We start from the raw sequence: 24,042 nt of genomic DNA, 5'->3' as shown, positions 1-24,042 counted from the left end.
GTGGTCACCGTGGAGCGACGACCTCGAATTCGAACTGCACGGGGGCGGAGCCTTCGACGTAGACGCTGATCAGGTAGCGGCCGGGAGGGTCGCCCTTGACCACGTCCCAGGCCTTCGAGATGGTGCCGTCGTAGACGGTCAGGGTCGCGTCCAGCGAAAGCGTCTTTCGGTCCGCCGACATGCCGTGAGCCTGGCCGCCGGTGCCCCATGTCTTCGGGGCTTCCGGCAACGTCATGCGTTCGAGCACGCGCACCTTGCCGTTCTTGCGGTTGAGCTTCAGGGCCCATCCGTAGCCCTGGCCGACCGCCAGGGGGACGGTGTTCGAGACCCTGAAGTCCAGCACTTCGTTGTTCGGCGCGAGCCGGACGAGGCCGAAGGTCGCGTCGAGCGGACACGCGGCGTTCGATGCCGCAGCCTCGGCGCAAGCCTTGAACACGGCGGCGTTGGATTCGGCGACGGCGCTGCGCGATGCGGCGCCCGTCGTCTGAGCGCCCGCGTGGGTGCAAGCGGCTGCGGCGAGTAGAACGAGAAGGTGGCGAATGCGTTTCATGGGATATGAACTCGGTCGGCGACGGGCGAGAGATTAAGCCATCGGACGCGCGTGCCGGCATGCTTCGAAGGCCGATCGATCGAGGGCTTCAGGCGAAGGGATCGATCTAGAAAAGATGTTCTAGAATATTTGTTCTAGATAAACATCGACCCGCCCCGTTGGCGGATTCCATGCCCAAGTCAAATCGCCCGATCAAGCCCACGCCGGCCGAACTCAACCTGCTTCGCGTCCTCTGGGAACTCGGCCCCGCGACGGTGAAGCAGGTTCATCTGGCCGTGCAGGCCGACCGGCCCGAAGCAACCTACGCCACCGTGTTGAGGCAACTTCAGCTCATGCATGCCAAGGGGCTGCTGCGGCGCGACGAGAGCGAGCGGTCCCATGTCTATGCGGCGGCCCAGAAGAAGAACGCGCTTCAGACCAATCTGCTCAAGGAGCTGATCAACAAGGCCTTCGCCGGCTCAGGGAAGGCGCTGGTTCTGGCCGCATTGCGAGGACACGTGACGCAGGAGGAGCGTGCCGAGATACGGCAGATCCTGCACGGAGAGGACCAGTGAGCGATCTGCCCCTCGGCGTCGTCGACGCCCTGGGTCACGCGCTGCTGCATTTCGTGTGGAAGGGCGCTCTGCTCGGCATGGCAACCGCCGTCCTGCTGAGATCGCTGCGCCACGGCAGACCGCAAACCCGCTATGCGCTGCTTCTTGGAGCGTTGATGCTTTGCGTCGCCATACCCGCCCTCGACGCGTACCGGTACCTCGGCACCGGCGCGGCAGCCCCTGACGCATGGGGCGTCAGGAACTGGGATGGATGGCCGGCCGCTTTCCCGAGCGGCTTCATGCCCTGGCTGGTGGCGGCCTGGCTGCTTGGCGTTGTCGCCATGTCGATACGCCTCGCCTCCGGGCTGCTCTGGGTCGCTCGCGCAGCCGCCTGCCATCGTGGCCGGGAAGATGCGAAATGGCAGACGCACGTGTTGCGCATGGCCGCGCACTGGGGCATTCGCCGCCACATCTCGCTGCGCATCGTGCCCCGGCTCGAACGGCCGCTCACCGTGGGCTGGTGGCGCCCGGTCATCCTGCTGCCCGCCGCATTGCTGACGCAGATGCCGGCCCCTTTGCTCGAGGCCTTGCTGGCGCATGAGGTTGCCCACATCAGGCGCTTCGATTACCTGTTCAACCTGCTGCAGGTTGCCGTGGAAGCCCTGCTGTTCTACCACCCGGTCGTGTGGTGGTTGTCCCGCGAGATCCGCATTGAGAGGGAAAAGATCGCGGATGAACTCGCAGCCAGCTATCTCGGTGAACCTCGCCGGCTCGCGTTGGCGCTGGAGCAATTGAGCCATCTCGATCCCGGCTCTGCGCCGACGCCGTTCCTCGGGCAATTTGCCGGCAGAGGCGAGCTTTCGGACCGCATTCGGCAACTGGTGCGTCCAGGTCATCGCTCGCCGCATTGGAGGGCCGTTGTTCCTGCCGCCACCTTCGCGGTGCTGGCGGCAGGCGTTGCGCTCGGCACGCTCCGGGCGGAACCCGTCCACGATGCGGTTGCGCACGCCCCCGATGACGCGATCAAGGCACTTGGTGGCTCGATCCGATCGAATCACGCCTTGTTGATCGACGACAGCTCGGGAAGCGTGCTGTTGCAGAAGAACGCTTCAGAAGTCGCGCCCGTCGCCTCGCTGACCAAGCTGGTCACCGCCATGGTGGTACTCGACGCGAGGCCCAACATGGAAGCCATGGTCAGCATCGACGCGATCGATGCCGGCGGGGCGGATCGCGAGCGCGTGGGGATTCCCGTGGGAACGAACCTGCCCTTCAGGGAGGTCGTGCGGCTTGCGCTCATGTCTTCGGACAATCGTGCGACCTATGCGCTCGCCAGGCGGTATCCCGGAGGCATGGCCGCGTTCGAGGCCGCGCTGCGAGCCAAGATATCCGCACTGGGTCTGGCGCATACCAGTTTGAGCGAGCCCACGGGACTTTCCGCGCGCAACACTTCCACTGCGGCCGACATGGCTGTGGTGGCCCTTGCAGCCTCGCGCTATCCGGCCATCGCGCAGGGAACCACGATCGCCGCCGACACCATCGACATCGACGGCAGGAAGATCGAATACCGCAACACCAATCCCCTCGTCGGCCAGCGAGGCTGGGACATCCAGTTGTCCAAGACGGGATTCATCAATGCGGCAGGGCGCTGCCTGGTCATGCGCCTGCGCTCTTCGGGACGCAGCTTCACGATGGTGCTGCTCAACTCCAGCGGGACGGCAGCACTGGCCGAAGACACCACCAACATCCGAAACGCGCTCCAGGGCATTGCCGCAGGGCATCGTGCCTGACGGCCGGTTCACGTCGCCATCATCCAACCCTTTGCGAACTCGACATCGAATGAAGACACTGCGTCGCCTTGCTCCCACCGTTCCCCTCTGTATTGCCGCGCTGCTTGCGGCTCCCGTGGCGCATGCCCGGACGCTATGTACCGTGATCGCGGATGCCGACACCGGTGAGTTCGTCGTCAAGCAGGGGCGGTGCGACGAAAGGGTCACGCCTGCGTCCACCTTCAAGATCGCGCTTGCCCTGATGGGCTTCGATTCCGGATTCCTGAAGAACGAGCACGCGCCCGTGTTGCCCTTTCGCGAAGGCTATCCCGCCTGGAACGAGAGCTGGAAGCAGCCGACGGATCCACAGCGCTGGCTGAAGTACTCGGTGTTCTGGTTCTCGCAGAGGGTGACGTATGCACTGGGCAAGGAGCGATTTGCACGCTATGCCGAGGAGTTCGCGTACGGCAACGCCGACGTATCGGGCGACCCAGGGAAAGGCAATGGACTGGAGCGGTCCTGGGTCTCGTCCTCCCTGAAAATCTCGCCCCTGGAGCAGATCGGCTTCGTGAGAAAGCTGATCCACGACCAGTTGCCCGTATCGCGCGGCGCGTCCGAGATGACGCGCCGGACCATCGAGGCCATCGAACTGCCGGACGGATGGACTGCGCACGGAAAAACCGGCACGGCCTACCCCAAGATGCCCGATGGTTCGAGCGACGAGGCGCATGGATACGGCTGGTACGTGGGCTGGATCGCCAAGGGAAAGAAATCCTTCGTGTTCGCACGGTTGGACCAGGACGAGAAGAAGGCATCGCCGCCCACCGGCTTGCGTGTACGTGATTCGCTCCTGCCGACGCTGCCTGCACTTCTCGGTCCCACGGCGAAGTGACCGCCGTCGACGACGATCGACGCAGCGCGCGGATCGATGTGCTGCGGGGCATTGCGATCCTGCTCGTTCTGCTGCATCACTTCAACATCGCCTATCGGCTCGAGGACACGCTCCTTGCACGTGCCATAGGCTGGGAGGCAGTGCGAGCGCTGGTTCGCAACGGTAACTACGGCGTGACGATGTTCTTCGTCATCTCCGGCTTCCTGATCACATCGAATGCCAAGAGGCGGTGGGGTGCCCTCGAAAAGATCAGGCCGCTGGAGTTCTACGGCATGCGCGTGGCCCGAATCGTGCCGTGTCTCCTGCTTCTGCTGGTGGTCGTCAACCTCCTGGCTTGGGCGGGCATCGCGATCTTCGAGAACCGCCCGGCCTCGGGAGCGCCGGTCTCCCTCTGGCTCGTCAACCTGGCCTCCTTGACCTTCTGGATGAACGTCCTGCTGGATCGTTACGGGTGGGTCAACTATGCGCTGGGCGTGCTTTGGTCCCTGTCGGTCGAGGAAGTGTTCTACCTCTGCTTTCCGATTCTTTGCGTGGCGATGCGCCAGGAACGCCGCCTGCTGTTGTTCTGGACGACGCTGATCGCGTTCGCGCCGGTCTACCGCCTGATGCACCAGGGCGATGAAGCCGGATTCCTCTACGCCTACTTCGCATCGTTTGACGGCATCGCTGTCGGCTGCTGCATGGCCTTGCTCGCCGAACGTGTGACGCTCACTGCGCGTGCAAGAGGATTGCTTCAGATCGGCACGGCAGCCTCCATGGTCTTCCTCTACCTCTACTGGCCCATCTCGCAGAGCAATGTCCTGGGCGTTACTGCGATGTCCTTCGGCACCGCCATCTTGCTGCTCGGTACAAGCGATCGATCAGGGGGAGAGACTAGCACTCGCATGGGATTGGGGCGTGCATTCGAATGGCTTGGGCGGCGCAGTTATGAGCTTTACCTGTTCCACCTCGTCTTGCTGGGAGGCTTGCGGACCATGTTCCCGCCCCGGCTGGCCGATGGCGACGAGAAGATGTTCCTGCTCAGCGCCTTCCTGATCCTGACGCTGGGAGTGGGCGAAGGCATCGCTCGTTTCTACAGTGAGCCTCTCAACTCGCGGATTCGCCGCCGCATCGCGGCCTCGAACCCCATGAGGGGAACGGGAGATCCAGCGAGCAGCTCGAAGAACTGACAGGGCTCGCAGGCCCGCTGCCACTGGGGGTGATGGTTGCAGCTCGGGAGCGGGAGCGGCGTGCGCCTCAGCTAGCTGCTCGACCTGCCCTTGACCCCCTTCGAAGCAAACAGCGCTTCGCAAGACGCGCGCAGCCAGCGGCTGGCCGGGTCCTGGTGATAGCGCGCATGCCAGTGCTGCTTGACGGTGAAGGGCGGTACCGGCACCGGGCAATCGTGGACTTTCAGGACGCCGGGATTCGAGTTCGCGAGGGTCTCGCCGATGTGGCGCGGCACGGTAGCGATCAGGTCGGTCGTGGACACGACGGCCGCAAGCCCGAGAAACCCCGGCAGCTCCAGCAAGACACGCCGCTCGACCTTCTGCCGCTGCAGTGCCGCCTCCAGCAGCAGCACGCCGGTGCCCCCGACGATGCCGACATGGGCCTCGGCCTTGTACTCGCGCAGGCCCAATCCCTTGGCGCCGATGCGCGGATGGCGCGCGTTCACCAGGCACACCCAGTCCTGTGGATAGAGGACCTGCTGGTAGAAGCCCGATTCCAGCTGGGGCACCAGGCCGATCGCGAGGTCCGCCTCGCCCGATTGCAGCGCCTGGGCGGTTTGCTCGTCGATGCGCGCGGCCTCCAGGCGAACGCCGGGCGCGACTGCCCGCACGTGCGCCAGCAGGCGCGGCAGCAGGGTGATGTGGCTGGCGTCCGTCATGCAGATGCGAAAGCGCCGTGTCGCGATCGACGGGTCGAAGGGCTCTGCAGGCGCGGCCACGCGTCGCAGTGCGGCCAGGGCTTCCCGCACCGGCACGATCAGCTCCTGCGCGCGCGGTGTGGGCTGCATGCCCGTGGGGGTGCGAACGAAAAGATCGTCGCCCAATTGCCGGCGCAGGCGGCCGAGCCAGTTGCTCACGGTCGGCTGGCTCTGGCCCATGGCCTCGCCCGCCCGCGTCACGCTGTTCGTGCTGTAGAGCAGGTCGAACAGGCGCAGCAGCCTGATGCTGAGAAGGGACGCGTCGCCTTCGATGTCGTCGTCATGGTCCAAGCCGCACCTCCATTTCAATATGAAATGTAGATCATGGCGGGCATGCTATGGGCAACATGGGGGCCGGAGCCTATCGTCGGGTCATTCCGAACGGAGACTCACATGAAGATCTATTTTCTCGGCGCCGGCGCCCTGGGTTGCGCCATCGGCGGGACCCTTGCCGCCGCGGGGTCCGACGTCACACTGATCGACCCCTACCAGGCCCACGTCGACGCGATCAACCGCGACGGCCTGCGCATGAAGGTCGGCGATTCGGAGCGCGTCGTCAGGGTACGCGCCGCGCTCGACGCCGCGAAGCTGGAGGCCCCGGACCTCCTCATCGTGCTGGTCAAGTCCTTCCACACGCGAGCAGCCATCGAAGGGGCACGAAACATCGTGGGGCCCGACACGGCCGTGATGTCGCTGCAGAACGGCATGGGCCATGAAGAAATCCTCTCGGAGGTGGTGGGCGCCGGGCATGTGCTGGCCGGCAAGACCTACGTCGGCGGCGTGATGCTCGCTGCGGGTCATGTCATTGCCGGCACGCAGGGCAAGCGCACGGTGATCGGCGAGATCGACGGCCGCATCAGCGAACGCGCCAAGGCGATCGCCGCCGAGTTCGAGCGCGCCGAGCTGCCGTGCGAGGTCAGCGGCAACATCCTCGGCGCGATGTGGGACAAGCTCCTGATCAACGTCGCGACCGGTGCGCTCAGCGGCATCACCGGCCAGGTCTACGGAAGCCTCTACGCGGTGCCGGAGATCGAAGCCACGGCCATCGCCGCGGTGGCCGAAGCGATGACGGTTGCCGAGGCCGGCGGGGTGAAGCTTTCGATCAAGGCCCCGCGCGACGCATGGGTGATGGCTGCCGAGGGTCTGCCCTACGAATTCAAGACCTCGATGCTGCAGAGCCTGGAGAAGGGCTCGATCACCGAGATCGACTTCATCAACGGCGCGGTCGTGCGCATCGGCCGGAAATACGACATACCGACGCCCGTCAACCAGACGCTGGTCGCCGCGATCAAGGGCATCGAACGCCGCATGGAGGCGAAATGAACACCCGTGCCATACCGAAAGCCTACGTCGAGCACGTCGCCATCTGGGTGCGCGACATCCATTGGCACATCAAGTTCTTCCACGACGTGTGCGGCATGACCATGCGGGAGGTGCAGGGCACCGTGGAGGAGCCGATCCAGTACTGGACGCTCGGGGGCATGCAGTTCATGGCCAAGCCCGATCACGACGGCCCCGAGGGGCGGCTGGGCCATCTGGGCGTGATGTGCGAGGACCTCGAGGCCGCACTGGCGGCTGCAAAGGCCTTCGGCGTCACCGAGATGCCGCAAGGCCGCAACTGGCTGCGCCTGCCCGATGGCCTGGCCGTCGAATTCATCCAGGCCAGCCCCGGCGCCGTGGCCAAGGCGCTGGCGATCGATCCACGCGCCTGAACCTGATCGAACCGGAGACCTACGCAATGAACACACTCACCATCGAAGACAAGTACTGGGACGACGCCGTCGTCGGCGAGGAATGCATCAGCCCGCCGTACGAAGTGACGGAAGCCCGCGTGATGGCCTACGCCGATCTCACGGGCGACCACACGCCCGTGCATACCGACGAGGCCTACGCCCGCACCACGCCTTTCGGCACCCGCGTGGCCCACGGACTGTTCGGCCTCTCGATCGCCGACGGCCTGAAGACGAAGAGCGACATGCGCTTCATGCCCGGCATGTCGCTGGGCTGGGAGTGGAGCTTCGTCGCGCCCATCAAGCTCGGCGACACGGTGCGGGTGAGATTCCGCGTCGAGTCCAAGCGCGAATCGAAGAGCAAGCCCGGCTGGGGCATCCTGGTGCTGCCGTCCGAACTGATCAACCAGCGCGACGAAGTCGTGCAGAAGGGCGAGCATCGCGTGATGGTGCCCAGGAGGCCCGCGTGAACGCGGCGGCACAGCAGGCATTGCCCCTGGCGGGAATGCGCGTCATCGACTACAGCCACTTCCTTGCCGGTCCCTACGTGGGCCGGTGCCTGGCCGCGCTGGGCGCCGAAGTCATCAAGGTGGAGCGCCCCGGCTCCGGCGATGCCGGCCGGCAGCATGCCTGGTTCGTCGGCGACCACAGCGGCTACTTCCTGCAGCAGAACATGGGCAAGAAAGGCCTGTCGGTCAACACCAAGGACCCGCGCGGCCGCGCGCTGATGAAGAAGCTGGTCGACAGCGCCGACGTCTTCGTCGAGAACTACCGCCCCGGCGCGCTGGAGAAGCTGGGCCTGGGCTATGCGGAACTGGCCGAGACCAACCCGGGCCTCGTCTACTGCTCGATCTCCGCATACGGCCATACCGGGCCGGACTCGCATCGCGCCGGCTTCGGTCTCATTGCGGAAGCCAAGAGCGGCATCATGCAGATGGTCGGCAATCCCGGCGAGGCGCCGCCGCTGCTGCGCATCTCGCTGGGCGACATGTACACCGGCATCCACGCGGTGGCGGCGATCAACGCCGCGCTGCTGGGCCGCGTGAAGTCGGGCCGCGGACAGCACATCGACATGGCGCTGTACGACACGCTGGTGTCGATGCACGAATACGCGGTGCAGTGCTACACCCTGTCGGGCGGCAAGGAGGTACCGGTGCAGACCGGCCACGACATGCCCAATTCGACGCTGTACGGCGTGTTTCGCGCGCAGGACGGCGACCTCGTGATTGCGGCGCAGGTCGACGATGCATGGAAGCGCTTCGCCGCTCTCGTCGAGCAGAACGGCGGACCCGCGGGCTTCGGGAGCGACACGCGCCTGCACGATGCGGCGGGACGCAACGCGAGCCGCCTGGAGATCCTCGAAGTGGTTCGTCCTTGGGTGGCGCAGCGCCCCGTGGCCGAGATCCTGAAGATGCTCGACGGCATCGACGTGCCCTGTGCCAAGGTTCAGCGCATCGACGAGGTGCTGGCCGATCCGCAGATCCAGGCGCGCGGCATGGTGGTGGAGCAGGAGCACCCGGTGCTGGGCAAGATCCGCCTGCCCAATCTGCCCTTCCGCATGTCCGGCGGCGACACCTCGATCACGCAGGTGGCACCGGAACTCGGCGAGCACAACGCCGAGATCGCCGCGAGCATGGGCTACGACGCCGCCCAGATCGCCGAGATGCAGGCCGACGGCGTCCTCTACAGCGCATGAGCAGGAGGGCAGCATGACCGACCGCTACGCCGTCATCGGCAATCCCATCGGCCACACCAAGTCGCCGTTCATCCACGGCAGCTTTGCGCAGGCGACCGGCCAGGACATCGAATACGGCGCCATCGAAGGCTCCCTCGAGCGCTTCGCGGACGACGTGCACGCGTTTCGCAAGGCGGGCGGGCTGGGCCTGAACGTGACCGCGCCGTTCAAGCTGCAGGCACTGGCCCTGGCGACCGAGCGCCTGGAGCGTGCCGAGCTGGCCGGTGCCACCAATGCACTCAAGTTCGAAGGCGACCGCATCCTTGCCGACAATTTCGACGGCGTGGGCTTGACCAGGGACATCCAGAGCAACCTGGGTTTCTCTCTCAAGGGCGCGCGCATGCTGGTGCTCGGTTCGGGTGGTGCGGTGCGCGGAGCCCTGCTGCCCTTTCTCGCGCAGCAGCCGGCCGAACTGGTGCTCGCGAACCGGACCTTGCCGAAGGCGGTCGACCTCGCTGCGCAGTTCGCAGCGCATGGCCCCGTGCATGCCTGCGCCTATGCAGACCTGGCCGGGGAGCGATTCGACATCGTCATCAACGGCACCTCGGCCAGCCTCAAGGCCGAGTTGCCACCGGTGCCCGCGGAGACCTTCCAGAACGCCAGGCTCGCCTACGAACTGGCCTACGGCAAGGGCCTGACGCCCTTCCTGCGGCTGGCCCAGAACGCAGGCGTGCCCAAGCTCGCCGACGGCGTGGGCATGCTGGTCGAGCAGGCGGCGGAAGCCTTCCTGTGGTGGCGCGGCGTGCGCCCCGACACCCGTCCGGTCATCGAACGAATGACCATCCCGCTGGTCTGAGGCCGCGACAACAAGGAGAGACCCGATGAAGATCCTCATGCTCCACGGCATCAACCACAACATGTTCGGCAAGCGCGATCCGAAGCAATACGGCACCACGACGCTCGCCGAGATCGACGCGAAGCTGCAGGCGCTCGGCAGGGAGCTGGGCGCGGAGGTCGAGAGCTTCCAGACCAACAGCGAAAGCGCCATGTGCGAGCGCATCCACCAGGGCTTCGCCGACGGCGTCGACGCGGTCCTGATCAACGCGGGCGCATGGACGCACTACAGCTACGGCATACGGGACGCGCTGGCGATCCTCACGGTACCGGTGGTCGAGCTGCACATGTCCAACATCCATGCGCGCGAGGAGTTCCGGCACCACTCGGTGTTCGCCGACATCGTGAAGGGCCAGATCTGCGGCTTCGGGCTGGACAGCTACCTGCTTGCACTGCGTGCTGCCGTGTCGGCAGTGCGCGGCGTGAGCTAGCGCGGGAGCGCGGCTATCGGGCGCTGCGGTCGGCGCTGTCCGCGCGCGGGAAGCTCGCCCGCACCACTTCCTGAAGCTGGCGCGCCGAGGGCAGCTTGCCTTTCATCTCGGCGGGCAGTCTGCCCTGGAGGTGGTACTCGGCCACACCGATGGGGTTGGACTTGCTCTTGAGCGCGAACTCCACTTCGAGGTTGTCCTTCTCGGCGCAAAGGATGATGCCGATGGACGGGGCATCGTCGGGTGCGCGCTCCTTCTCGTTGAGGAGGTTCAGGTAGAAGTCCATCTTGCCGGCGTATTCGGGCTCGAAGGGGCCAATCTTGAGTTCGATCGCCACCAGCGCCTTGAGGAAGCGGTGGTAGAAGAGCAGGTCGATGAAGTACTCCTTGCGCCCGAGCGTCAGCCGGTACTGGCGTCCGACGAAGCAGAAGCCATAGCCGAGCTCGAGGATGAAGTCGCGCAGCTTGTCGATCAGCTGATCCTCCAGATCGCGCTCCCGGATTTCGCGCCGGATGCCAAGGAACTCCAGGTTGTAGCTGCTCTTGAGCGCCTCCTCGGCCTGCTCGGCCAGCTGTCCGGGCAACGCGAGCGCGAAGTTGTGCACCTTGCCTTCGGCCAGCGAGCGCTCGTACGCCTGCGCCTTGAGCTGGTTGAGCAGCACGTTGCGGCTCCAGCCGAAGCGGGCCGTGGCCCTGAGGTAGAAAAGCCGCTGGGCCGGGTCGTCGAGCTTGGACAGCAGGTTCACGTGGTGGCCCCAAGGCACGGCCTCCACCATTTCTCGCACAGCCTGTGCGAGTTGTGGCTGGCCTGCGGCCGCCATCGCCTTCGAACCGCGTGGGCGCGGTGCATCGCGGCCCTTTTCTCGCACAAGCTGTGCGAGAAATTCCGGCTCGGTGTAGGTCTCGTGGAACTGGCGCATGCGCCACAGGCTCGCTGCCGAAAACCCGGCGGTCCCGGGGAATGATGCCCGGAGATCCCGCGCCAGCCGGTCGACCACCGCGTCGCCCCAGCCGCGACGTGCCTGCTGCTCGCGGATGGCCTGTCCGATGTCCCAGTACAGCCCCACCAGCTCGCGGTTGACCGCGCGTGCGGCGGACAGCCGCGCACCGTCGATGCGATGTTTGAGATCCTCGACGAAACGGGCGTAGTCGAACGGGGTGGAAGCGGTGGAGGCAGGCACCGGGCAAATATAGTGCCTTGAGTGCCTGTGGGAGGTGCTGCGCGCGTTCAGTGATGGGCTTGCATCCCAGGCAAGGGCATGACGCACATGCGGGATGGGCGTTGCTTGCCGTGCTGCGCAGGGGTTTCGTGGCTTCGGTGCCCCGGTGCTCTAAGGCCGGCGCCTGCCCGATGGCAGGCGCAGACCATGGAGATCGAGAAAGAGAAAGGGGCTACGCCCGCTTCCTGAAGAGCGCCGATCCACCGCTGGCGCGCGCGACATCGGCGGCAGCCTGCATCAACGTGGAACCGAGCTCCTCCATGCGCTGCGGCGTGAGCCGTACGGCCGGACCCGCGATGGTGATCACGCCGATGGCCTGACCTGCGTTGCCCCAGACGGGTGCCGCCATGGCCGTCATGCCGGGAGCGAACACTTCGTTGATCATGCTGAAGCCGCGCTGGCGCGCGGCCTTCACGTAGGTCATCACGGCCTTGAGGGTGGTGGGTGCCTTGGGGCCGAAATCCTCGGGCTTGCCCAGGCCCTTCTTTGCGACAAGTGCCATCGCATCGTCATCGGCCAGGGTAGAGAGCCACGCGTGCCCCGCGGCGCTGCACGACAGCGCCACCGACAGGCCCATGTCGGGGTCGTAGCGCAGGCCGTGCGTCGCCCCCTGCGCCTTGGCGACGAAGGTGAGGTCGTCGCCGTCCACCACCGCGAGCCGCACGAGTTCGCCCGATGCCTTTGCGAGCTGGTCGAGCAAGGGCTGCGCCACGTCCACGACGCCCGAGTTGCTGAGGAAGGACAGGCCGATGGAGACGAGCTTGATGGTCAGGACATAGTGGCCGTCGCGCGCCTCCTGCCGCACGTAGCCGTATCGGATCAGCTCGGTCAGCAGGCGATGCGAGGCGCTCAGCGGAATCTGCAGGTCGGACGCGAGCGTGGACAGCGCCACGCCTTCCGGATGGTTCGCCAGATATTCCAGCACCTTGAAGCTGCGCCCTAGCACTTCGCTCATATGAATCTCCCGGTTGCACGTCGCGGCGTCCTTCGCGACGGAGTGAACTCTAGCAGAAGCAGGGAAGGGATTTCCATAGTGGAAATGTTTTCCGGAAATTTCTAGTATTCGGGCACCACGGTCCACGCACCGCCTCTCTGTTTCCTTCCTGGAGTCAACCTCGTGAAACTTCTTCGCACCCTCGCCATCGCTGGTTTCTGCATCGGCCTTGCCGCGCCCTCGTGGGCCCAGCAGGAGCGCACCATCCGCTTCGGCCACCTCAACAACACCGACCACCCGGTGAGCCTTGGCGTGAAGCGCTTCGCCGAACTGCTCGCGGCCAAGAGCGGGGGCAAGATGAAGGTGCAGGAATTCCCGGCCAACCAGCTGGGCAACGAGATGCAGCAGCAGTCGGCGTTGCAGGGCGGCGTACAGCAGATGTCGGCACCGGCGACGACCTCGCTCGCGGGGATCGTCAAGGAGTTCGGCCTGATCGACTTTCCCTTCGCCGTCGCGAACTTCGAGCAGGCCGACCAGCTGCTCGACGGCCCCCTCGGCCAGGCGCTGATCGCCAAGCTGCCCGAGAAGGGACTGGTGGCGCTCGGCTACTGGGACCTGGGTTTCCGCAACGTGACCAACAGCAAGCACCCCATCACCAAGGCCGAAGACCTCCAGGGGCTGAAGATCCGCGTGATCCCGAACCCGGTGTTCCTCGACACCTTCAAGGCGTTCAAGGCCAACCCCGTCCCGATGCCCTTCGCCGAACTCTACGGCGCGCTCGAATCGAAGGCGGTCGACGGCCAGGAGAACCCGTTCGCCGTGATCCTCTCGAACAAGTTCTACGAAGTGCAGAAGTTCGTGAGCGCCACCAACCACGTGTACGCGGCCAACATCGTGCTCGTGAGCAAGAAGTTCTGGGACCAGCTCACCCCCGCTGAACAGAAGTGGATGCGCGAGGCGGCCGACGAGGCGCGCAGCTACCAGCGGCAGGTCAGCCGCGCCGCGGCGCAGAAGGCGGTCGGCGAGCTGCAGGCCAAGGGGTCGCAGTTCAACGAAGTGAGCCCGAAGGAACAGGTGCGCATGCGCGAGATCACGCAGCCGGTGATCGACAAGTTCGCGACCCAGTACGAGCCTGCGACGGTCAAGCTCTACAACGACGAGCTCGCGCGCATCCGGGGCGCGAAGCAGTGAGCGAAGGGAACCGGTCGAACATCATGAAATTCCTCGTCCTTCACGGCCCCAACCTCAACCTCTTCGGTCGTCGCGAGCCTCACATCTACGGCAGCACGACGCTGGCCGAGATCAACGCGCGCATCGACAAGCTCGCGCGCGAACTCGACATCACGGTGGAGACGATCCAGTCGAACCACGAAGGCGCGCTGGTCGATTTCCTGCACGAGCACATCGACGACGCGCAGGGCGCACTGGTCAACCCTGCCGGGCTGACCCAGCACGGCGTGCCGCTGCACGACGCGATCAAGGCCATGCCGTTCCCGGTGGTGGAGGTCCACATGTCGAACATCGCGGCCCGCGAGACCTGGCGTGCGCACTCGATCATCTCGCCGGCCGTGCGCGGCACGGTGCAGGGGCTCGGACCCCAGTCCTACCTGGCCGCGCTGCGCGCGCTGGTCGAGATCGTCCGCGACGCGAAGCAGTAGGCCACACCCACCCACCCACAACCCGCCCGCCCGCCGCGGGCGGGTTTCCTTCGACAAGAAGAAACAACATGAATCGATGGATCGACCGTGCCTGCCGGGCCGTGGAGGCGCTCATCGCGGCCTGCCTCGCGGTGATGGTGCTGCTGGTGTTCGGCAACGTGGTGCTCCGCTATGGCCTCAACTCGGGCATCACCGTGTCCGAGGAGGTCTCGCGCTGGCTCTTCATCTGGATCACCTTCCTCGGCGCGCTGGTCGCGCTGCGCGAACGCGCACACCTCGGTGTGGACATGGTGGTCGCCAAGTTGCCGCCGTTGGGCCGCAGGCTGTGCCTCGGACTGAGCCAGCTGACGATGCTCTACGTGTTGTGGCTGTTGTTCGAAGGCTGCCTGGCCCAGACGAAGATCAACTGGGACGTGGAGGCCCCCGTGACGGGCGCTTCGATGGCCGTGGTCTACGCCTCGGGCCTGGTGTTCTCCGTGCTGGCGGCGCTGCTCCTGGTCTTCGAGCTGGTGCGCCTTCTCACCGGCCGCGTTTCCGATGACGAGCTCGTCGCGATCCAGGAGTCCGAGGAGGCGACCGTGCTCGCACAGGTGCTCGCCGAAGGCTCTCCCGCAGCGGCGCATGTCTCGCCGAAGGAGCGCGGCAAATGACCATCGCCGTCTTTCTCGGCTCGCTGCTGATCGCGATGGCGATCGGCATGCCCATCTCCTTTGCACTGCTGGTCAGCGGCGTGGCGCTGATGTGGCAGCTCGACCTGTTCGATGCGCAGATCCTGGCGCAGAACCTGATCGGCGGCGCCGACAGCTTTCCGCTGCTGGCGGTGCCCTTCTTCATGCTCGCCGGCGAGATCATGAACGTGGGCGGCCTCTCGCGCCGCATCGTCGATCTCGCCCTCGCGCTGGTGGGCCATGTGCGCGGCGGCCTGGGCTACGTGACGATCATGGCCGGCTGCCTGCTGTCGGCGCTGTCGGGCTCGGCGGTGGCCGACGCGGCCGCGCTCACTGCGCTGCTGCTGCCGATGATGGTCTCGGCCGGACACGAGAAGGCACGCTCCGGCGGCCTGATCGCGGCCACCGGCATCATCGGGCCGGTGATCCCGCCGAGCATCGGCCTGGTGATCTTCGGCGTGGCGGCCAATGTCTCGATCTCCAAGCTCTTCCTCGCGGCGATCGTGCCGGGCCTGCTCATCGGCGGGGCGCTCTGGGTCACCTGGGCCTGGCTGGTGCGCCACGAGAAGATCGATCCGCCGCCGCGCAAGTCGGCGCGCGAGATCGCGACGGCCGCACGCTCGGCCGGCTGGGCGCTGATGTTGCCGGTGATCATCCTCGTGGGCTTGCGCATGGGCGTGTTCACGCCCACCGAGGCGGCCGTGGTGGCCGCGGTCTACGCGCTGTTCGTGGCGACCGTCATCTACCGCGAGCTGAGCTTCGCCGACCTCTACAAGGTGTTCGTGAGCGCCGCGAAGACCAGCGCGGTCGTGATGTTCCTGATCGCGGCGGCGATGGTCAGCGCGTGGCTGATCACGGTGGCTGACCTGCCTTCGAAAGTGGTGGCGCTGCTCGAGCCGTTCATGGGCAACAAGATCCTGCTGATGATCGCGATCATGGTGCTGGTGATGGCCGTGGGCACCGCGATGGACATGACGCCCACCATCCTCATCCTCACGCCGGTGCTGATGCCGGTGGTGAAGGCGGCGGGCATCGATCCGGTCTACTTCGGCGTGATGTTCATCATCAACAACTCGATCGGCCTGATCACGCCGCCCGTGGGCGTGGTCCTGAACGTGGTCGCGGGTGTCGGGCGAATGCGCATGGACGACGTCACGCGCGGCGTGCTGCCGTTCATGGCGGCCGAGTTCGCCGTCATGTTCCTGATGGTGCTCTTCCCGCCGCTGGTGACGGTGCCGGCGCGCTGGTTCGGGGGCTGACATGCGGATGCAGTCGTCCATCCACCTGGCACGCCCTGTCTTTGCGCTGTGCGTCGCGTTCTCGCTGCTGCTGCCGTGCGTCGCGCAGGCACAGGACCCGACGCGCGAGGTGCTGCCCGAGCAGAAGCAGGCGCGCGCCTTCGTTTCTCCGACCGGCCTCGCGCGGCTGGGTTCGCGCATGCTCTTCACGGCCTTTCACGTGGACACGGGCCAGGAGCTCTGGAGCACCGACGGCACCACGGCCGGCACTTTCCTGGTGAAGGACATCCACCCCGGCTTCCGCGGCGCGTTCCCGACCTGGCAGACCCGCTTCGGTCCGCATGTGTACTTCACGGCCACCGACGGCGACAGCGGCCTCGAGCTCTGGCGCAGCGACGGCACCGCCAAGGGCACGCAGCGCGTGGCCGACCTGAACCCGGGCAGGGCCGATGCGTTGCCATCCGAGCTGACCGTGTGGCGCGACGCGTTCTACTTCGTCGCGAACGACGGCAGCCATGGCTTCCAGCTCTGGAAGACGCAGGGTGACGCGCAGAGCACCCGGCGCGTGTCCTCGGTCGACGCCGGACCCGGTACGGTGGTGCGCCAGCTCACAGCGGCCGGCCGCAGGCTGTTCTTCACCGCGACCAGCCGCGCCCAAGGCCATGAGCTGTGGGTCACCGAGGGCACGCCGGAGAGCACGCGGCTGGTGAAGGACATCCGTCCGGGCGCCGAGGATGCCGGCATCGCCAACCTCACGGCGCTGGGCGACGAGGTCTGGTTCACCGCGAGCGACGGTCGTCACGGCGTCGAGCTCTGGAAGAGCGATGGCACCGAGGCGGGCACGGCGATGGTGAAGGACATCCGGCCTGGCGAGGCCTCCTCGCGGCCGGCGCATCTCACTGCCGTCGGGCGCACGCTGTACTTCGCCGCCGAGGACGGCGCGCATGGCATCGAGCTTTGGAAGAGCGACGGCACCGCCAAGGGCACGGTCCTCGTGAGGGATGTGCGCGCCGGCGCGGCGAGTTCGGTGCCCGGGCCTCTCGCCGCGTTCCGAGGCCGGCTCTACTTCGCGGCCACCGACGGCGAATCGGGCGTGGAGCTGTGGACCAGCGACGGCAGCGCCGCCGGTACGCGGCTGCTCAAGGACCTGGGCCCCGGCCCGGGCAGCGGGTCGCCCGCTCGCTTCGCGGTGGCGGGGCAACGTCTGTGGTTCTCGGCGAACAACGGCGTGCACGGCGTGGAGCCCTGGATCACCGACGGGAGCACTGCAGGCACGCGCCTGGCTGCCGATGTGGCCCCAGGGCCGCGCCATGCGATGCCGCTGGGCTTCGTCGAGCTGGGCGGCGCCGTGTTGTTCGTGGCAGGCGACGGACTGGGCAACGAGCGCCTGTGGTCGGCGAGGCCGGGCGCACGTGCCGCAACGCTGATCGGCGATCCGCTCAGGGAACGCCTGCGCTGAAGCCGGCACAGGCATACAGCGCCCGCTGCCAGGCGGCAGCAAGCGCCGGATGCGCGGGGTCGTGCCCCGCGCCCGGCACCATTTCCAGGGTTGCCCGATCGCCGAGCGCCTGCGCCAGTGCCTGAGCCCCGTCCGGCGGGCACAGGGCATCCTGGGCACCCTGAACGATGTGGACCGGCACGGCAGCTGGCGCGGCCGCGCAGCGTTGCAGCAGCGTGGGATCGTCGAGCCAGCATCCGTGACGCAGGTAGTGGCTCATCACGCGGTAGCGCGACACCAGCCCTCGCAGCCAATCGGCGTCGTCGTCGGGGACCGGGGCATTCGAGCCCGCGAGGCGCTGTTCCCACGCGAACCAGCACTTCGCCGTCTCGCACTGCTGTTGCGGCGTGCCGCCGGCGAAGATCTCGGCGAGCAGAAGCGGCATCGGGCAGTGCCGTTGCCGGGCCTGCTCCCACAGCGCGTGCCAGCCCGGGCCGCCTTGGTGCGCGGTACCGTCGAAGAATTCGCGGATGTCGCAGTCGCGCGCGAGAAAGGGATTGCGCAGCACGAGGCCGGAGACGGCCTGCGGCTGGTCCACGGCGTGCACCAGCGCGAGCGTCGCACCCCAGGAGCCGCCCGCCACCAACCACTGCGCGATGCCCAGATGCGCGCGGAGAAGCCGCAGGTCGGCGAGCAGGTCGGCCAGCGTGTTCGACGTGATGGCGCCGGCAGGCGTGCTGCGGCCCGCGCCGCGCTGGTCGGGGCAGATGATGCGGAAACGCTCCGGATCGATGCCGCTGCGCAGCGCGGGCGAACACCCGGAGCCTGGGCCGCCGTGCAGCAGCAGCAACGGACGCCCGCGTGGATTGCCATGCTCCTCGACGTGCATCCGGTGCCCGCCGCCGAGCTGCAGGCCATGGACCTTCGTCATCCGAGCGCGTTCTCGTCGCTGCGAAAGACGAGCTGGCCGGCACGCCTCGCACCGGGCACGAAGCGGATCGGTGCGGCGTCGCTGCGAAGATCGGTCGCGGCATCGACCATCGCTTCGACCTCATGATGGTGCGGGCTGCGCGGGCACACCGGGTCGGTGGCGGCCGCATCGCCGGTCAGCAGGAAGGCCTGGCAGCGACAGCCGCCATGGTCCTGCTCGCGCTGCTCGCAGCTGCCGCAGGTGGGGCTCATCCAGCCGGTGCCGCGGTAGGCCTGGAATGCGGCGCTGTCCTGCCAGATGTCGCGCACCGGATGCTCGCGCACGTTCGGAAAGTCGAGGCCGGGCAGCATCCGGGCGCTGTGGCACGGCAATGCCACGCCGTCGGGCGCCACCACGAGGAAGACGCTGCCCCATCCCGCCATGCAGGGCTTGGGCTTGCCCTCGGCATAGTCGGGCACCACCCAGAGAATGCGCATGCGGCCCTCCAGGCGCGGCCGGTGCGCATCGACCACGGCCTCGGCCTGTGCGAGCGCGGCGCGCGAGGGCATGAGCATCTCGCGGTTGCGCCACGCCCAGCCGTAGTACTGCACGTTGGCCAGCTCGAGGAAGTCGGCCTCCATGGCCTCGGCCATCCGGACGATGCGATCGACATGCGGCAGGTTGTAGCGGTGCATGACGCAGTTCAGCACCATCGGATAGCCGAGTTCCTTGATCGTGCGCGCCACGCGTTGCTTGAGATCGAAGGTGCGCGTGGAACTCAGGAAATCGTTGAGCTCGCGGCTGGAATCCTGGAACGAGAGCTGGATGTGGTCCAGGCCGGCCTGGCGCAGCGAGGCGGCACGCTGCGGCGTGAGGCCCACGCCGGAGGTGATCAGGTTGGTGTAGAAGCCCAGCTCGTGCGCCGCCGCGACCAGCTCGCTCAGGTCTTCCCGCAGCAGGGGTTCGCCGCCCGAGAAGCCGAGCTGCACGGCACCCATGGCACGCGCCTCGCGGAACACGCGGATCCAATCGGCCGTGGCGAGCTCCTCGCGATAACGCGTGTAGTCGACGGGGTTCGAGCAGAATGCGCAATGCAGCGGGCAGCGGTAGGTCAGCTCGGCCAGCAGCCACAGCGGTGGCCTTGCGCCTGCGTGCTGGCGCTCACCGGATCCAGTGGCGTCCACGAGCCTGCTCCAGGAATTCGAGCACGTCGGCGTGCAGGTCGGCTTCGCCGAAGGTGCGCTCCAGGTCGGCCACGAGATCGGCGACCGCCGTCCGGCCGTCGCAGCGCCTGAGGATCTCCGCGGCCGGCATGTTCAGCCTGACCATGCCTTCGGGGAACAGCAGCACATGGCACTGCTGCGTCTCCTCCCACTGCAGCCGGTACATCGTGGAAAGCGCGGGCTGCGCGCTGTCGGTCCATGCGGTCATGGCTGCTGCTCCTTGGGAAGGTTGTCGGGATACGCTTTCTCGATCGCGTCCAGCATTGCCCAGAGGATGTCGAGCTTGAACCCGAGGATCTGCAGCGCGCGTTCCTGCCGCTCGCGCGTGGTGCACCATTGCTTCGCCACCTCGAGGCCGTGCTCCACGTCGCGGTCGGCCAGCGGGATGCGGCTGCGGAAGTAGTCGAGCCCGGAAGCGTCGATCCACGGGTAGTGCGAGGGCCAGCCGGCCAGGCGGTCCTGATGGATGCGTGGCGCGAACATCTCGGTCAGCGAAGAGATCACGGCCTCCTGCCACGGCGCGTGGCGCGCGAAATTGACATACGCATCCACCGCGAAGCGCACGCCGGGGACCACGAGCGCATGGGAGTCCAGCGTTTCGCGCCGCAGGCCGGTCGCCAGGCCGAGCCGGGTCCATATCTCGATGCCCCCGGCGTTGGTCCCTTCGTGATCGCCGTGGCCGTCGTGGTCGAGCATGCGCACGATCCAGCGGCGGCGGGTCGCGCGGTCGTCGCAGTTGGAGAGGATGGCCGCATCCTTGATCGGAATGCGGCACTGGTAGTAGAAGCGGTTCGCGACCCAGCCGCGCACCTGGAAAGGCTGCAGCTCGCCCGCGTTGAGCCGTCGGTTGAAAGGGTGCCGGCTGTGATAGCGCGACTCCATGGCCCGCAGGTGCGATTCGAAGACATCGGGCGGCCACGGGGCCTGTTGTTCCTGCTCTTGCGTCTGCATCATCCGGTCAGACCTCCAGTTCCATGCCGTCGAACGCCACTTCGATGCCGCGCCGCGCGAGCTCGGCACGCTGCGGACCGTCTTCATCGAGGATGGGGTTGCTGTTGTTGATGTGGATGAGAACCTTGCGCCGTGCCGCGCAGCCATCGAGCGCCCGGAGCATGCCGGGTCCTCGGGGGCCGTCGCATTGCGGCAGGTGGCCCATGTCGGCGGCGAGCTTGCGGCCCAGGCCCGCTGCGACCATTTCGTCCTCGGTCCAGAAGGTACCGTCGATGAGCACGCAGTCGCAGGCGTCCAGGTACCCGCGCTCGGCATCGCCCACCTGTGCCATCCCCGGCGCATAGAGCAGCCTCCGGCCGCTGGCGGGGTCTTCGATCTGCACCGCGGCGTTGTGGCCGGCGGCTGCGGCCTGCCGGCGGGGCGAATATGGCGGTGCCTTGCCGGGCACGGGCAGTGCCCGCATGCGAAGGCCGGCCACCTCGTGCCACGCGTCGCCGTGCGGGGCAAGGGGCATGGCATGCCAGCTCACGCCGCAATAGTTCTGGAGGGCCTTCAGCAGCGGCAGGCTGCTGCTGAGGTCCTCGTGCGTCTCGGGCGTGCAGTACAGCTGCAGCGTGCTGCCTTCGCGCAGGCTCAGCAGGCCCGTGACATGGTCGATCTGTGAATCCATCAGCACCACCGCCTCGATCGGCGAGTGGCGCAACCCGTGGCGCGGCCAAAGGGCCGGCGACGCGCGCAGCTGGGCCCCCAGGTCGGGCGATGCGTTCAACAGGAGCCAGCGCTCTCCATCGGCCGACACCGCGATGGAGCTCTGGGTGCGGGGGCTGGCCCGGATGCGCCCGGCACGCTGGCCTGCACACAGGCGGCAATTGCAGTTCCATTGAGGAAAGCCTCCACCCGCTCCCGAACCGAGAACCAGAATCTTCATGGGGAAAAAAGAAAAGGCACCGGCGCGGAGCCGGTGCCTGGGTGACCCGCGCTCAGCGGGTGGAGATGTACATCGTGATCTCGAAGCCGAAACGCAGCTCTTCGAACTCAGGCTTGCACCATTTCATCGTATTGCTCCTTCACTGGTTGGGGGATTGAGGACGGAATCAGTACACGACAACCTTGCCCGTCGGGCGCGGGCTGTGGCAGTCGTTGTAGAAGTATTCGCCGCGCGTGTCAAAGGTGTGGGTCGCGGATTGGCCCGGCGCGAGCCTGAAGTCGAACCTGCCTTCGAAGAACTGCGTGGCGCAGTGCGTGTTGGCGTTGGTCGCCGGATTGGTGAAGGTCACCGTGGTGTTCACCGGCACGCGCATGAAGGTCGGCGTCATCGCGTTGACGGCCGTGGACTCGGCAGTGCCGGGCTCGTTCGTCGCGGTCTGCACGCGCGCGAGGAACACGGTGTTGGGGGTCGGCAAGGCGGCTCCTTCCACCGGATCGCCCGACACCGGCCGGCGCACTTCGGGCGGCTGCGGTGTCGGCGCGGGGGCCACGGTGCCGCCCACCTTGAAGGCCCACAAGTAGTCGCCGCGCGGTGCCGAGTTGCCGTAGGGAATGCTCGTGCCGCCGGCGAACACCGCGATGTATTGCTCGCCGTCGATCTCGTAGGCCACCGGGCTCGCGCTGATCGCGGCGCCGGTCTGGAAGCGCCACAGCTCGCTGCCGTCGCCCGCGTCGAGCGCGAGCAGGTTGCCGTCGGGCTGGCCGATGAACAGCAGGTCTGAGGCCGTGCTCAGGATGCCGTTGCCGTGCGCGAGCGAGTAGGGCATGGGCTTCTTCCACTTCACGAGGTTGGTGGAGGGGTCCACCGCCACCACGGCGCCGGTCATGTAGGTGCCCGGCGGACGCAGCCCGTTGCTGGCCTCGGACAGCGAGTGCGCGGCGGACACATAGCCCATGCCGGTGTAGACCAGGCCGGTGCGGGGGCTGAAGGACTGGTGGTTCCAGTTGGCGCCCCCGCCGTGGCCCGGGATCGACAGCAGCGGAATGTCCCAGTGCGCATCGAACAGGCAGCCCTTGAGGTAGTTGGGCACGGCGCGGTTGGGATCGCCCGGGACCGCGGTACCCAGCGGCTGGTCCACGATGCAGGTCTCCGTCCATGCGCCCTGGCGCGGGATGGGCTGGGTCGGCCAGCTGGCCTGGCGTGCGTCCTGCTTGACCGGCATCTCGTCGATGCCCAGCGGCGCGCTGCCGTCCTTGCGATCGAGGATGTAGTACATGCCGGTCTTGCTGCCGTAGATCACGACCTTGCGGTCCTCGCCGGAGATCTTCACGTTGGCGAGCACCGGCGACATCACGTTGTCCATGTCCCAGATGTCGTGGTGCACCGACTGGAAGTGCCACTTGTATTCACCGGTCTTGAGGTCGAGCGCGACGATCGAGTTGGCGAACAGGTTGAGCCCCGGCCGCGTAGACCCGTTCTGCGAGGAACCGCCGCGCACGTTGCCGAAGGTCCAGTACACCAGGCCCAGCTCGGGGTCCACCGCAGGGTGGACCCAGGGAGTGGCGCCGGTGCGGTCCGATTCGGGTGCGCCGCCCCATGTGTCGTAGCCCCGCTCGCCTGCGCGCGGCACGCCCCAGAAAGTGGTCAGCACCTTGCCCGTGGTCGCGTCGGCCGAGAAGGCAGCGCCCCGGTTGCCGTCGTTGGTACCCACGTACAGGCGCTTGTCGTGATAGACCAGCGCCACCTTCTGCACCGAGCCCTGGTAGTCGGGGTCGGTGGTGCTGCTCGGGTACTGCTTGATCCAGACGACCTTGCCCGTGTCCTTGTCGAGGGCGATGAGCCGGTTGCCCGTCGCCACGGTGTAGACCAGTCCGAGGTCCTTCGCCACCGCCACGCCGCGGCGCGTGATGGCGCCATAGGGCGTGGTCCATTTCCATTTCGTCACGCCCGTCTTGCCGTCCACGGCGATCAGGTTGCCGACGGCAGACTCGATGTAGAGCACGCCATCGACCACCACCGTGGTGCTCTGGTTGTTGCCGGTGTTCGTTCCACCTTCGATGCGGTTGACCCATGCGCCGCCGAGCTGGCCCACGCGTGCCTTGTCGATCTTCGCGAGCCGCGAGTAGTTCTGGTTGCCGAGGTTGCCGCCGACCTTCGGGAAGTCGCTGTCGCCCGCGGTGCAGCAGTCCGCGAGATCCGCCGCCGCGGGGCCGGGGCCGGATGCGGGCGGTCCGGGCGGAGGCGCGGAAGGGCTCGGGGCGGGCGCCGGTGCAGGCGGCGGCGAGATCCAGGGCAAGCTGCCGCCGGAGTCGCTGCCGCCGCAGCCCGCGAGCAGCAGGGGCGAGGTGATCACGCCGCAGGTCAGCAGCATCGCTGCCATCGATTTGAGTCGCATGATGAAGGTCTCCACTCCAGGTTTTGGTTGTCTGCGATACGAAGGAGGCGCCGAACCACCACGTGCATGTCATGCACGCGGGGCTCGCTGTCGTTCGAAAGGGACG

The 24,042-nt window shown here is 67.0% G+C and carries 26 protein-coding genes; 15 read left to right on the top strand and 11 right to left on the bottom strand.

The window, feature by feature from the left end; translation table 11 throughout:
* Positions 1-4 precede the first annotated feature (4 nt).
* Positions 5-550 carry a PM0630 family protein gene (locus tag FHY06_RS24355; protein ID WP_019657414.1) on the bottom strand — a complete coding sequence of 182 codons (546 nt, stop codon included), beginning with the start codon at positions 548-550 and terminating at the stop codon, positions 5-7.
* A gap of 170 nt (positions 551-720) precedes the next feature.
* Between FHY06_RS24355 and FHY06_RS24350 the strand changes: the two genes are divergently transcribed.
* Genes FHY06_RS24350 through FHY06_RS24335 form a run of 4 tightly spaced genes read left to right on the top strand, consistent with a single transcriptional unit; the run spans position 721 to position 4,910 of the window.
* The gene (locus FHY06_RS24350) at positions 721-1,104 is read left to right on the top strand and encodes a BlaI/MecI/CopY family transcriptional regulator (protein ID WP_019657415.1); all 384 of its coding nucleotides are present in this window, start codon (positions 721-723) and stop codon (positions 1,102-1,104) included.
* Complete coding sequence (locus tag FHY06_RS24345; protein WP_184606570.1) at positions 1,101-2,870, top strand: M56 family metallopeptidase; 1,770 nt, start codon at positions 1,101-1,103, stop codon at positions 2,868-2,870. The genes FHY06_RS24350 and FHY06_RS24345 overlap by 4 nt, the downstream gene beginning before the upstream one ends.
* A gap of 49 nt (positions 2,871-2,919) precedes the next feature.
* Positions 2,920-3,741, top strand: coding sequence for a class D beta-lactamase (gene blaOXA, locus FHY06_RS24340; RefSeq protein WP_184606569.1), 822 nt, complete (start codon positions 2,920-2,922; stop codon positions 3,739-3,741).
* Positions 3,738-4,910: an acyltransferase family protein gene (locus FHY06_RS24335; protein WP_184606568.1), complete on the top strand. Its 1,173-nt coding sequence runs from the start codon at positions 3,738-3,740 to the stop codon at positions 4,908-4,910. The genes blaOXA and FHY06_RS24335 overlap by 4 nt, the downstream gene beginning before the upstream one ends.
* Positions 4,911-4,981: 71 nt before the next feature.
* Here FHY06_RS24335 and FHY06_RS24330 read toward each other — a convergent pair whose 3' ends face one another.
* Complete coding sequence (locus tag FHY06_RS24330; RefSeq protein WP_184606567.1) at positions 4,982-5,938, bottom strand: LysR family transcriptional regulator; 957 nt, start codon at positions 5,936-5,938, stop codon at positions 4,982-4,984.
* A gap of 102 nt (positions 5,939-6,040) precedes the next feature.
* Here FHY06_RS24330 and FHY06_RS24325 point away from each other — a divergent pair, with 102 nt between their 5' ends.
* From FHY06_RS24325 to aroQ, 6 genes are read left to right on the top strand one after another with little or no spacing between them, the layout of a single operon-like run.
* The gene (locus FHY06_RS24325) at positions 6,041-6,970 is read left to right on the top strand and encodes a ketopantoate reductase family protein (protein WP_132801929.1); all 930 of its coding nucleotides are present in this window, start codon (positions 6,041-6,043) and stop codon (positions 6,968-6,970) included.
* Entirely contained in the window at positions 6,967-7,359 is a 393-nt protein-coding gene (locus tag FHY06_RS24320; RefSeq protein WP_132801926.1) for a VOC family protein, read from the top strand. Before FHY06_RS24325 ends, FHY06_RS24320 begins: the two co-directional genes overlap by 4 nt.
* 26 nt (positions 7,360-7,385) lie before the next feature.
* Positions 7,386-7,847, top strand: coding sequence for a MaoC family dehydratase (locus tag FHY06_RS24315; protein ID WP_019657422.1), 462 nt, complete (start codon positions 7,386-7,388; stop codon positions 7,845-7,847).
* A 35-nt stretch (positions 7,848-7,882) separates the two neighbouring features.
* Positions 7,883-9,073: a CaiB/BaiF CoA transferase family protein gene (locus FHY06_RS24310; RefSeq protein WP_184606711.1), complete on the top strand. Its 1,191-nt coding sequence runs from the start codon at positions 7,883-7,885 to the stop codon at positions 9,071-9,073.
* Between the two features lie 13 nt (positions 9,074-9,086).
* Positions 9,087-9,908, top strand: coding sequence for a shikimate dehydrogenase (aroE, locus tag FHY06_RS24305; RefSeq protein ID WP_184606566.1), 822 nt, complete (start codon positions 9,087-9,089; stop codon positions 9,906-9,908).
* A 25-nt stretch (positions 9,909-9,933) separates the two neighbouring features.
* Entirely contained in the window at positions 9,934-10,377 is a 444-nt protein-coding gene (gene aroQ / locus FHY06_RS24300) for a type II 3-dehydroquinate dehydratase (protein ID WP_019657425.1), read from the top strand.
* 13 nt (positions 10,378-10,390) lie between these two features.
* Here aroQ and FHY06_RS24295 read toward each other — a convergent pair whose 3' ends face one another.
* Positions 10,391-11,554 carry a PDDEXK nuclease domain-containing protein gene (locus FHY06_RS24295; protein ID WP_126186085.1) on the bottom strand — a complete coding sequence of 388 codons (1,164 nt, stop codon included), beginning with the start codon at positions 11,552-11,554 and terminating at the stop codon, positions 10,391-10,393.
* A 211-nt stretch (positions 11,555-11,765) separates the two neighbouring features.
* Positions 11,766-12,548 (bottom strand): IclR family transcriptional regulator, encoded by a 783-nt coding sequence (locus FHY06_RS24290; protein ID WP_184606565.1) that lies wholly within the window; start codon positions 12,546-12,548, stop codon positions 11,766-11,768.
* Between the two features lie 162 nt (positions 12,549-12,710).
* On the opposite strand from FHY06_RS24290, the gene FHY06_RS24285 reads away from it, so the two are divergent.
* The 5 genes from FHY06_RS24285 to FHY06_RS24265 all read left to right on the top strand — a co-directional run bounded on the left by FHY06_RS24285 (position 12,711) and on the right by FHY06_RS24265 (position 17,550).
* On the top strand, positions 12,711-13,718 hold the full coding sequence (locus FHY06_RS24285; protein ID WP_019657428.1) for a TRAP transporter substrate-binding protein: 1,008 nt from the start codon (positions 12,711-12,713) through the stop codon (positions 13,716-13,718).
* A 23-nt stretch (positions 13,719-13,741) separates the two neighbouring features.
* Complete coding sequence (locus FHY06_RS24280) at positions 13,742-14,185, top strand: type II 3-dehydroquinate dehydratase (RefSeq protein ID WP_026346707.1); 444 nt, start codon at positions 13,742-13,744, stop codon at positions 14,183-14,185.
* A 68-nt stretch (positions 14,186-14,253) separates the two neighbouring features.
* Entirely contained in the window at positions 14,254-14,835 is a 582-nt protein-coding gene (locus FHY06_RS24275; RefSeq protein ID WP_184606564.1) for a TRAP transporter small permease, read from the top strand.
* Positions 14,832-16,112, top strand: coding sequence for a TRAP transporter large permease subunit (locus FHY06_RS24270; protein ID WP_184606563.1), 1,281 nt, complete (start codon positions 14,832-14,834; stop codon positions 16,110-16,112). Before FHY06_RS24275 ends, FHY06_RS24270 begins: the two co-directional genes overlap by 4 nt.
* 1 nt (position 16,113) lies before the next feature.
* Positions 16,114-17,550: an ELWxxDGT repeat protein gene (locus tag FHY06_RS24265; protein ID WP_260310638.1), complete on the top strand. Its 1,437-nt coding sequence runs from the start codon at positions 16,114-16,116 to the stop codon at positions 17,548-17,550.
* On the opposite strand, the gene FHY06_RS24260 is transcribed toward FHY06_RS24265, so the two are convergent.
* From FHY06_RS24260 to FHY06_RS24230, 7 genes are read right to left on the bottom strand one after another with little or no spacing between them, the layout of a single operon-like run.
* Complete coding sequence (locus FHY06_RS24260) at positions 17,531-18,460, bottom strand: alpha/beta fold hydrolase (RefSeq protein WP_184606562.1); 930 nt, start codon at positions 18,458-18,460, stop codon at positions 17,531-17,533. The two genes, FHY06_RS24265 and FHY06_RS24260, sit on opposite strands and share 20 nt — an antisense overlap.
* Positions 18,457-19,623: a pyrroloquinoline quinone biosynthesis protein PqqE gene (gene pqqE / locus FHY06_RS24255; protein WP_184606561.1), complete on the bottom strand. Its 1,167-nt coding sequence runs from the start codon at positions 19,621-19,623 to the stop codon at positions 18,457-18,459. Before pqqE ends, FHY06_RS24260 begins: the two co-directional genes overlap by 4 nt.
* Entirely contained in the window at positions 19,601-19,870 is a 270-nt protein-coding gene (pqqD, locus tag FHY06_RS24250; RefSeq protein ID WP_019657435.1) for a pyrroloquinoline quinone biosynthesis peptide chaperone PqqD, read from the bottom strand. Before pqqD ends, pqqE begins: the two co-directional genes overlap by 23 nt.
* Positions 19,867-20,616 (bottom strand): pyrroloquinoline-quinone synthase PqqC, encoded by a 750-nt coding sequence (pqqC, locus tag FHY06_RS24245; protein ID WP_184606560.1) that lies wholly within the window; start codon positions 20,614-20,616, stop codon positions 19,867-19,869. Before pqqC ends, pqqD begins: the two co-directional genes overlap by 4 nt.
* A 4-nt stretch (positions 20,617-20,620) precedes the next feature.
* Entirely contained in the window at positions 20,621-21,541 is a 921-nt protein-coding gene (gene pqqB, locus FHY06_RS24240; protein ID WP_145759943.1) for a pyrroloquinoline quinone biosynthesis protein PqqB, read from the bottom strand.
* A gap of 52 nt (positions 21,542-21,593) precedes the next feature.
* Positions 21,594-21,668: a pyrroloquinoline quinone precursor peptide PqqA gene (gene pqqA / locus FHY06_RS35170; RefSeq protein WP_019657501.1), complete on the bottom strand. Its 75-nt coding sequence runs from the start codon at positions 21,666-21,668 to the stop codon at positions 21,594-21,596.
* A 39-nt stretch (positions 21,669-21,707) separates the two neighbouring features.
* A complete protein-coding gene (locus FHY06_RS24230; RefSeq protein WP_126186093.1) occupies positions 21,708-23,936 on the bottom strand; it encodes an outer membrane protein assembly factor BamB family protein in 2,229 nt (742 codons plus the stop codon).
* Positions 23,937-24,042 lie beyond the last annotated feature (106 nt).

It is taken from the genome of Variovorax atrisoli (assembly GCF_014195185.1).
GTDB lineage: Bacteria > Pseudomonadota > Gammaproteobacteria > Burkholderiales > Burkholderiaceae_C > Variovorax > Variovorax atrisoli.
Note: the sequence above shows the minus strand (reverse complement) of the source record. Positions and strands in the feature narration are given on the sequence as shown.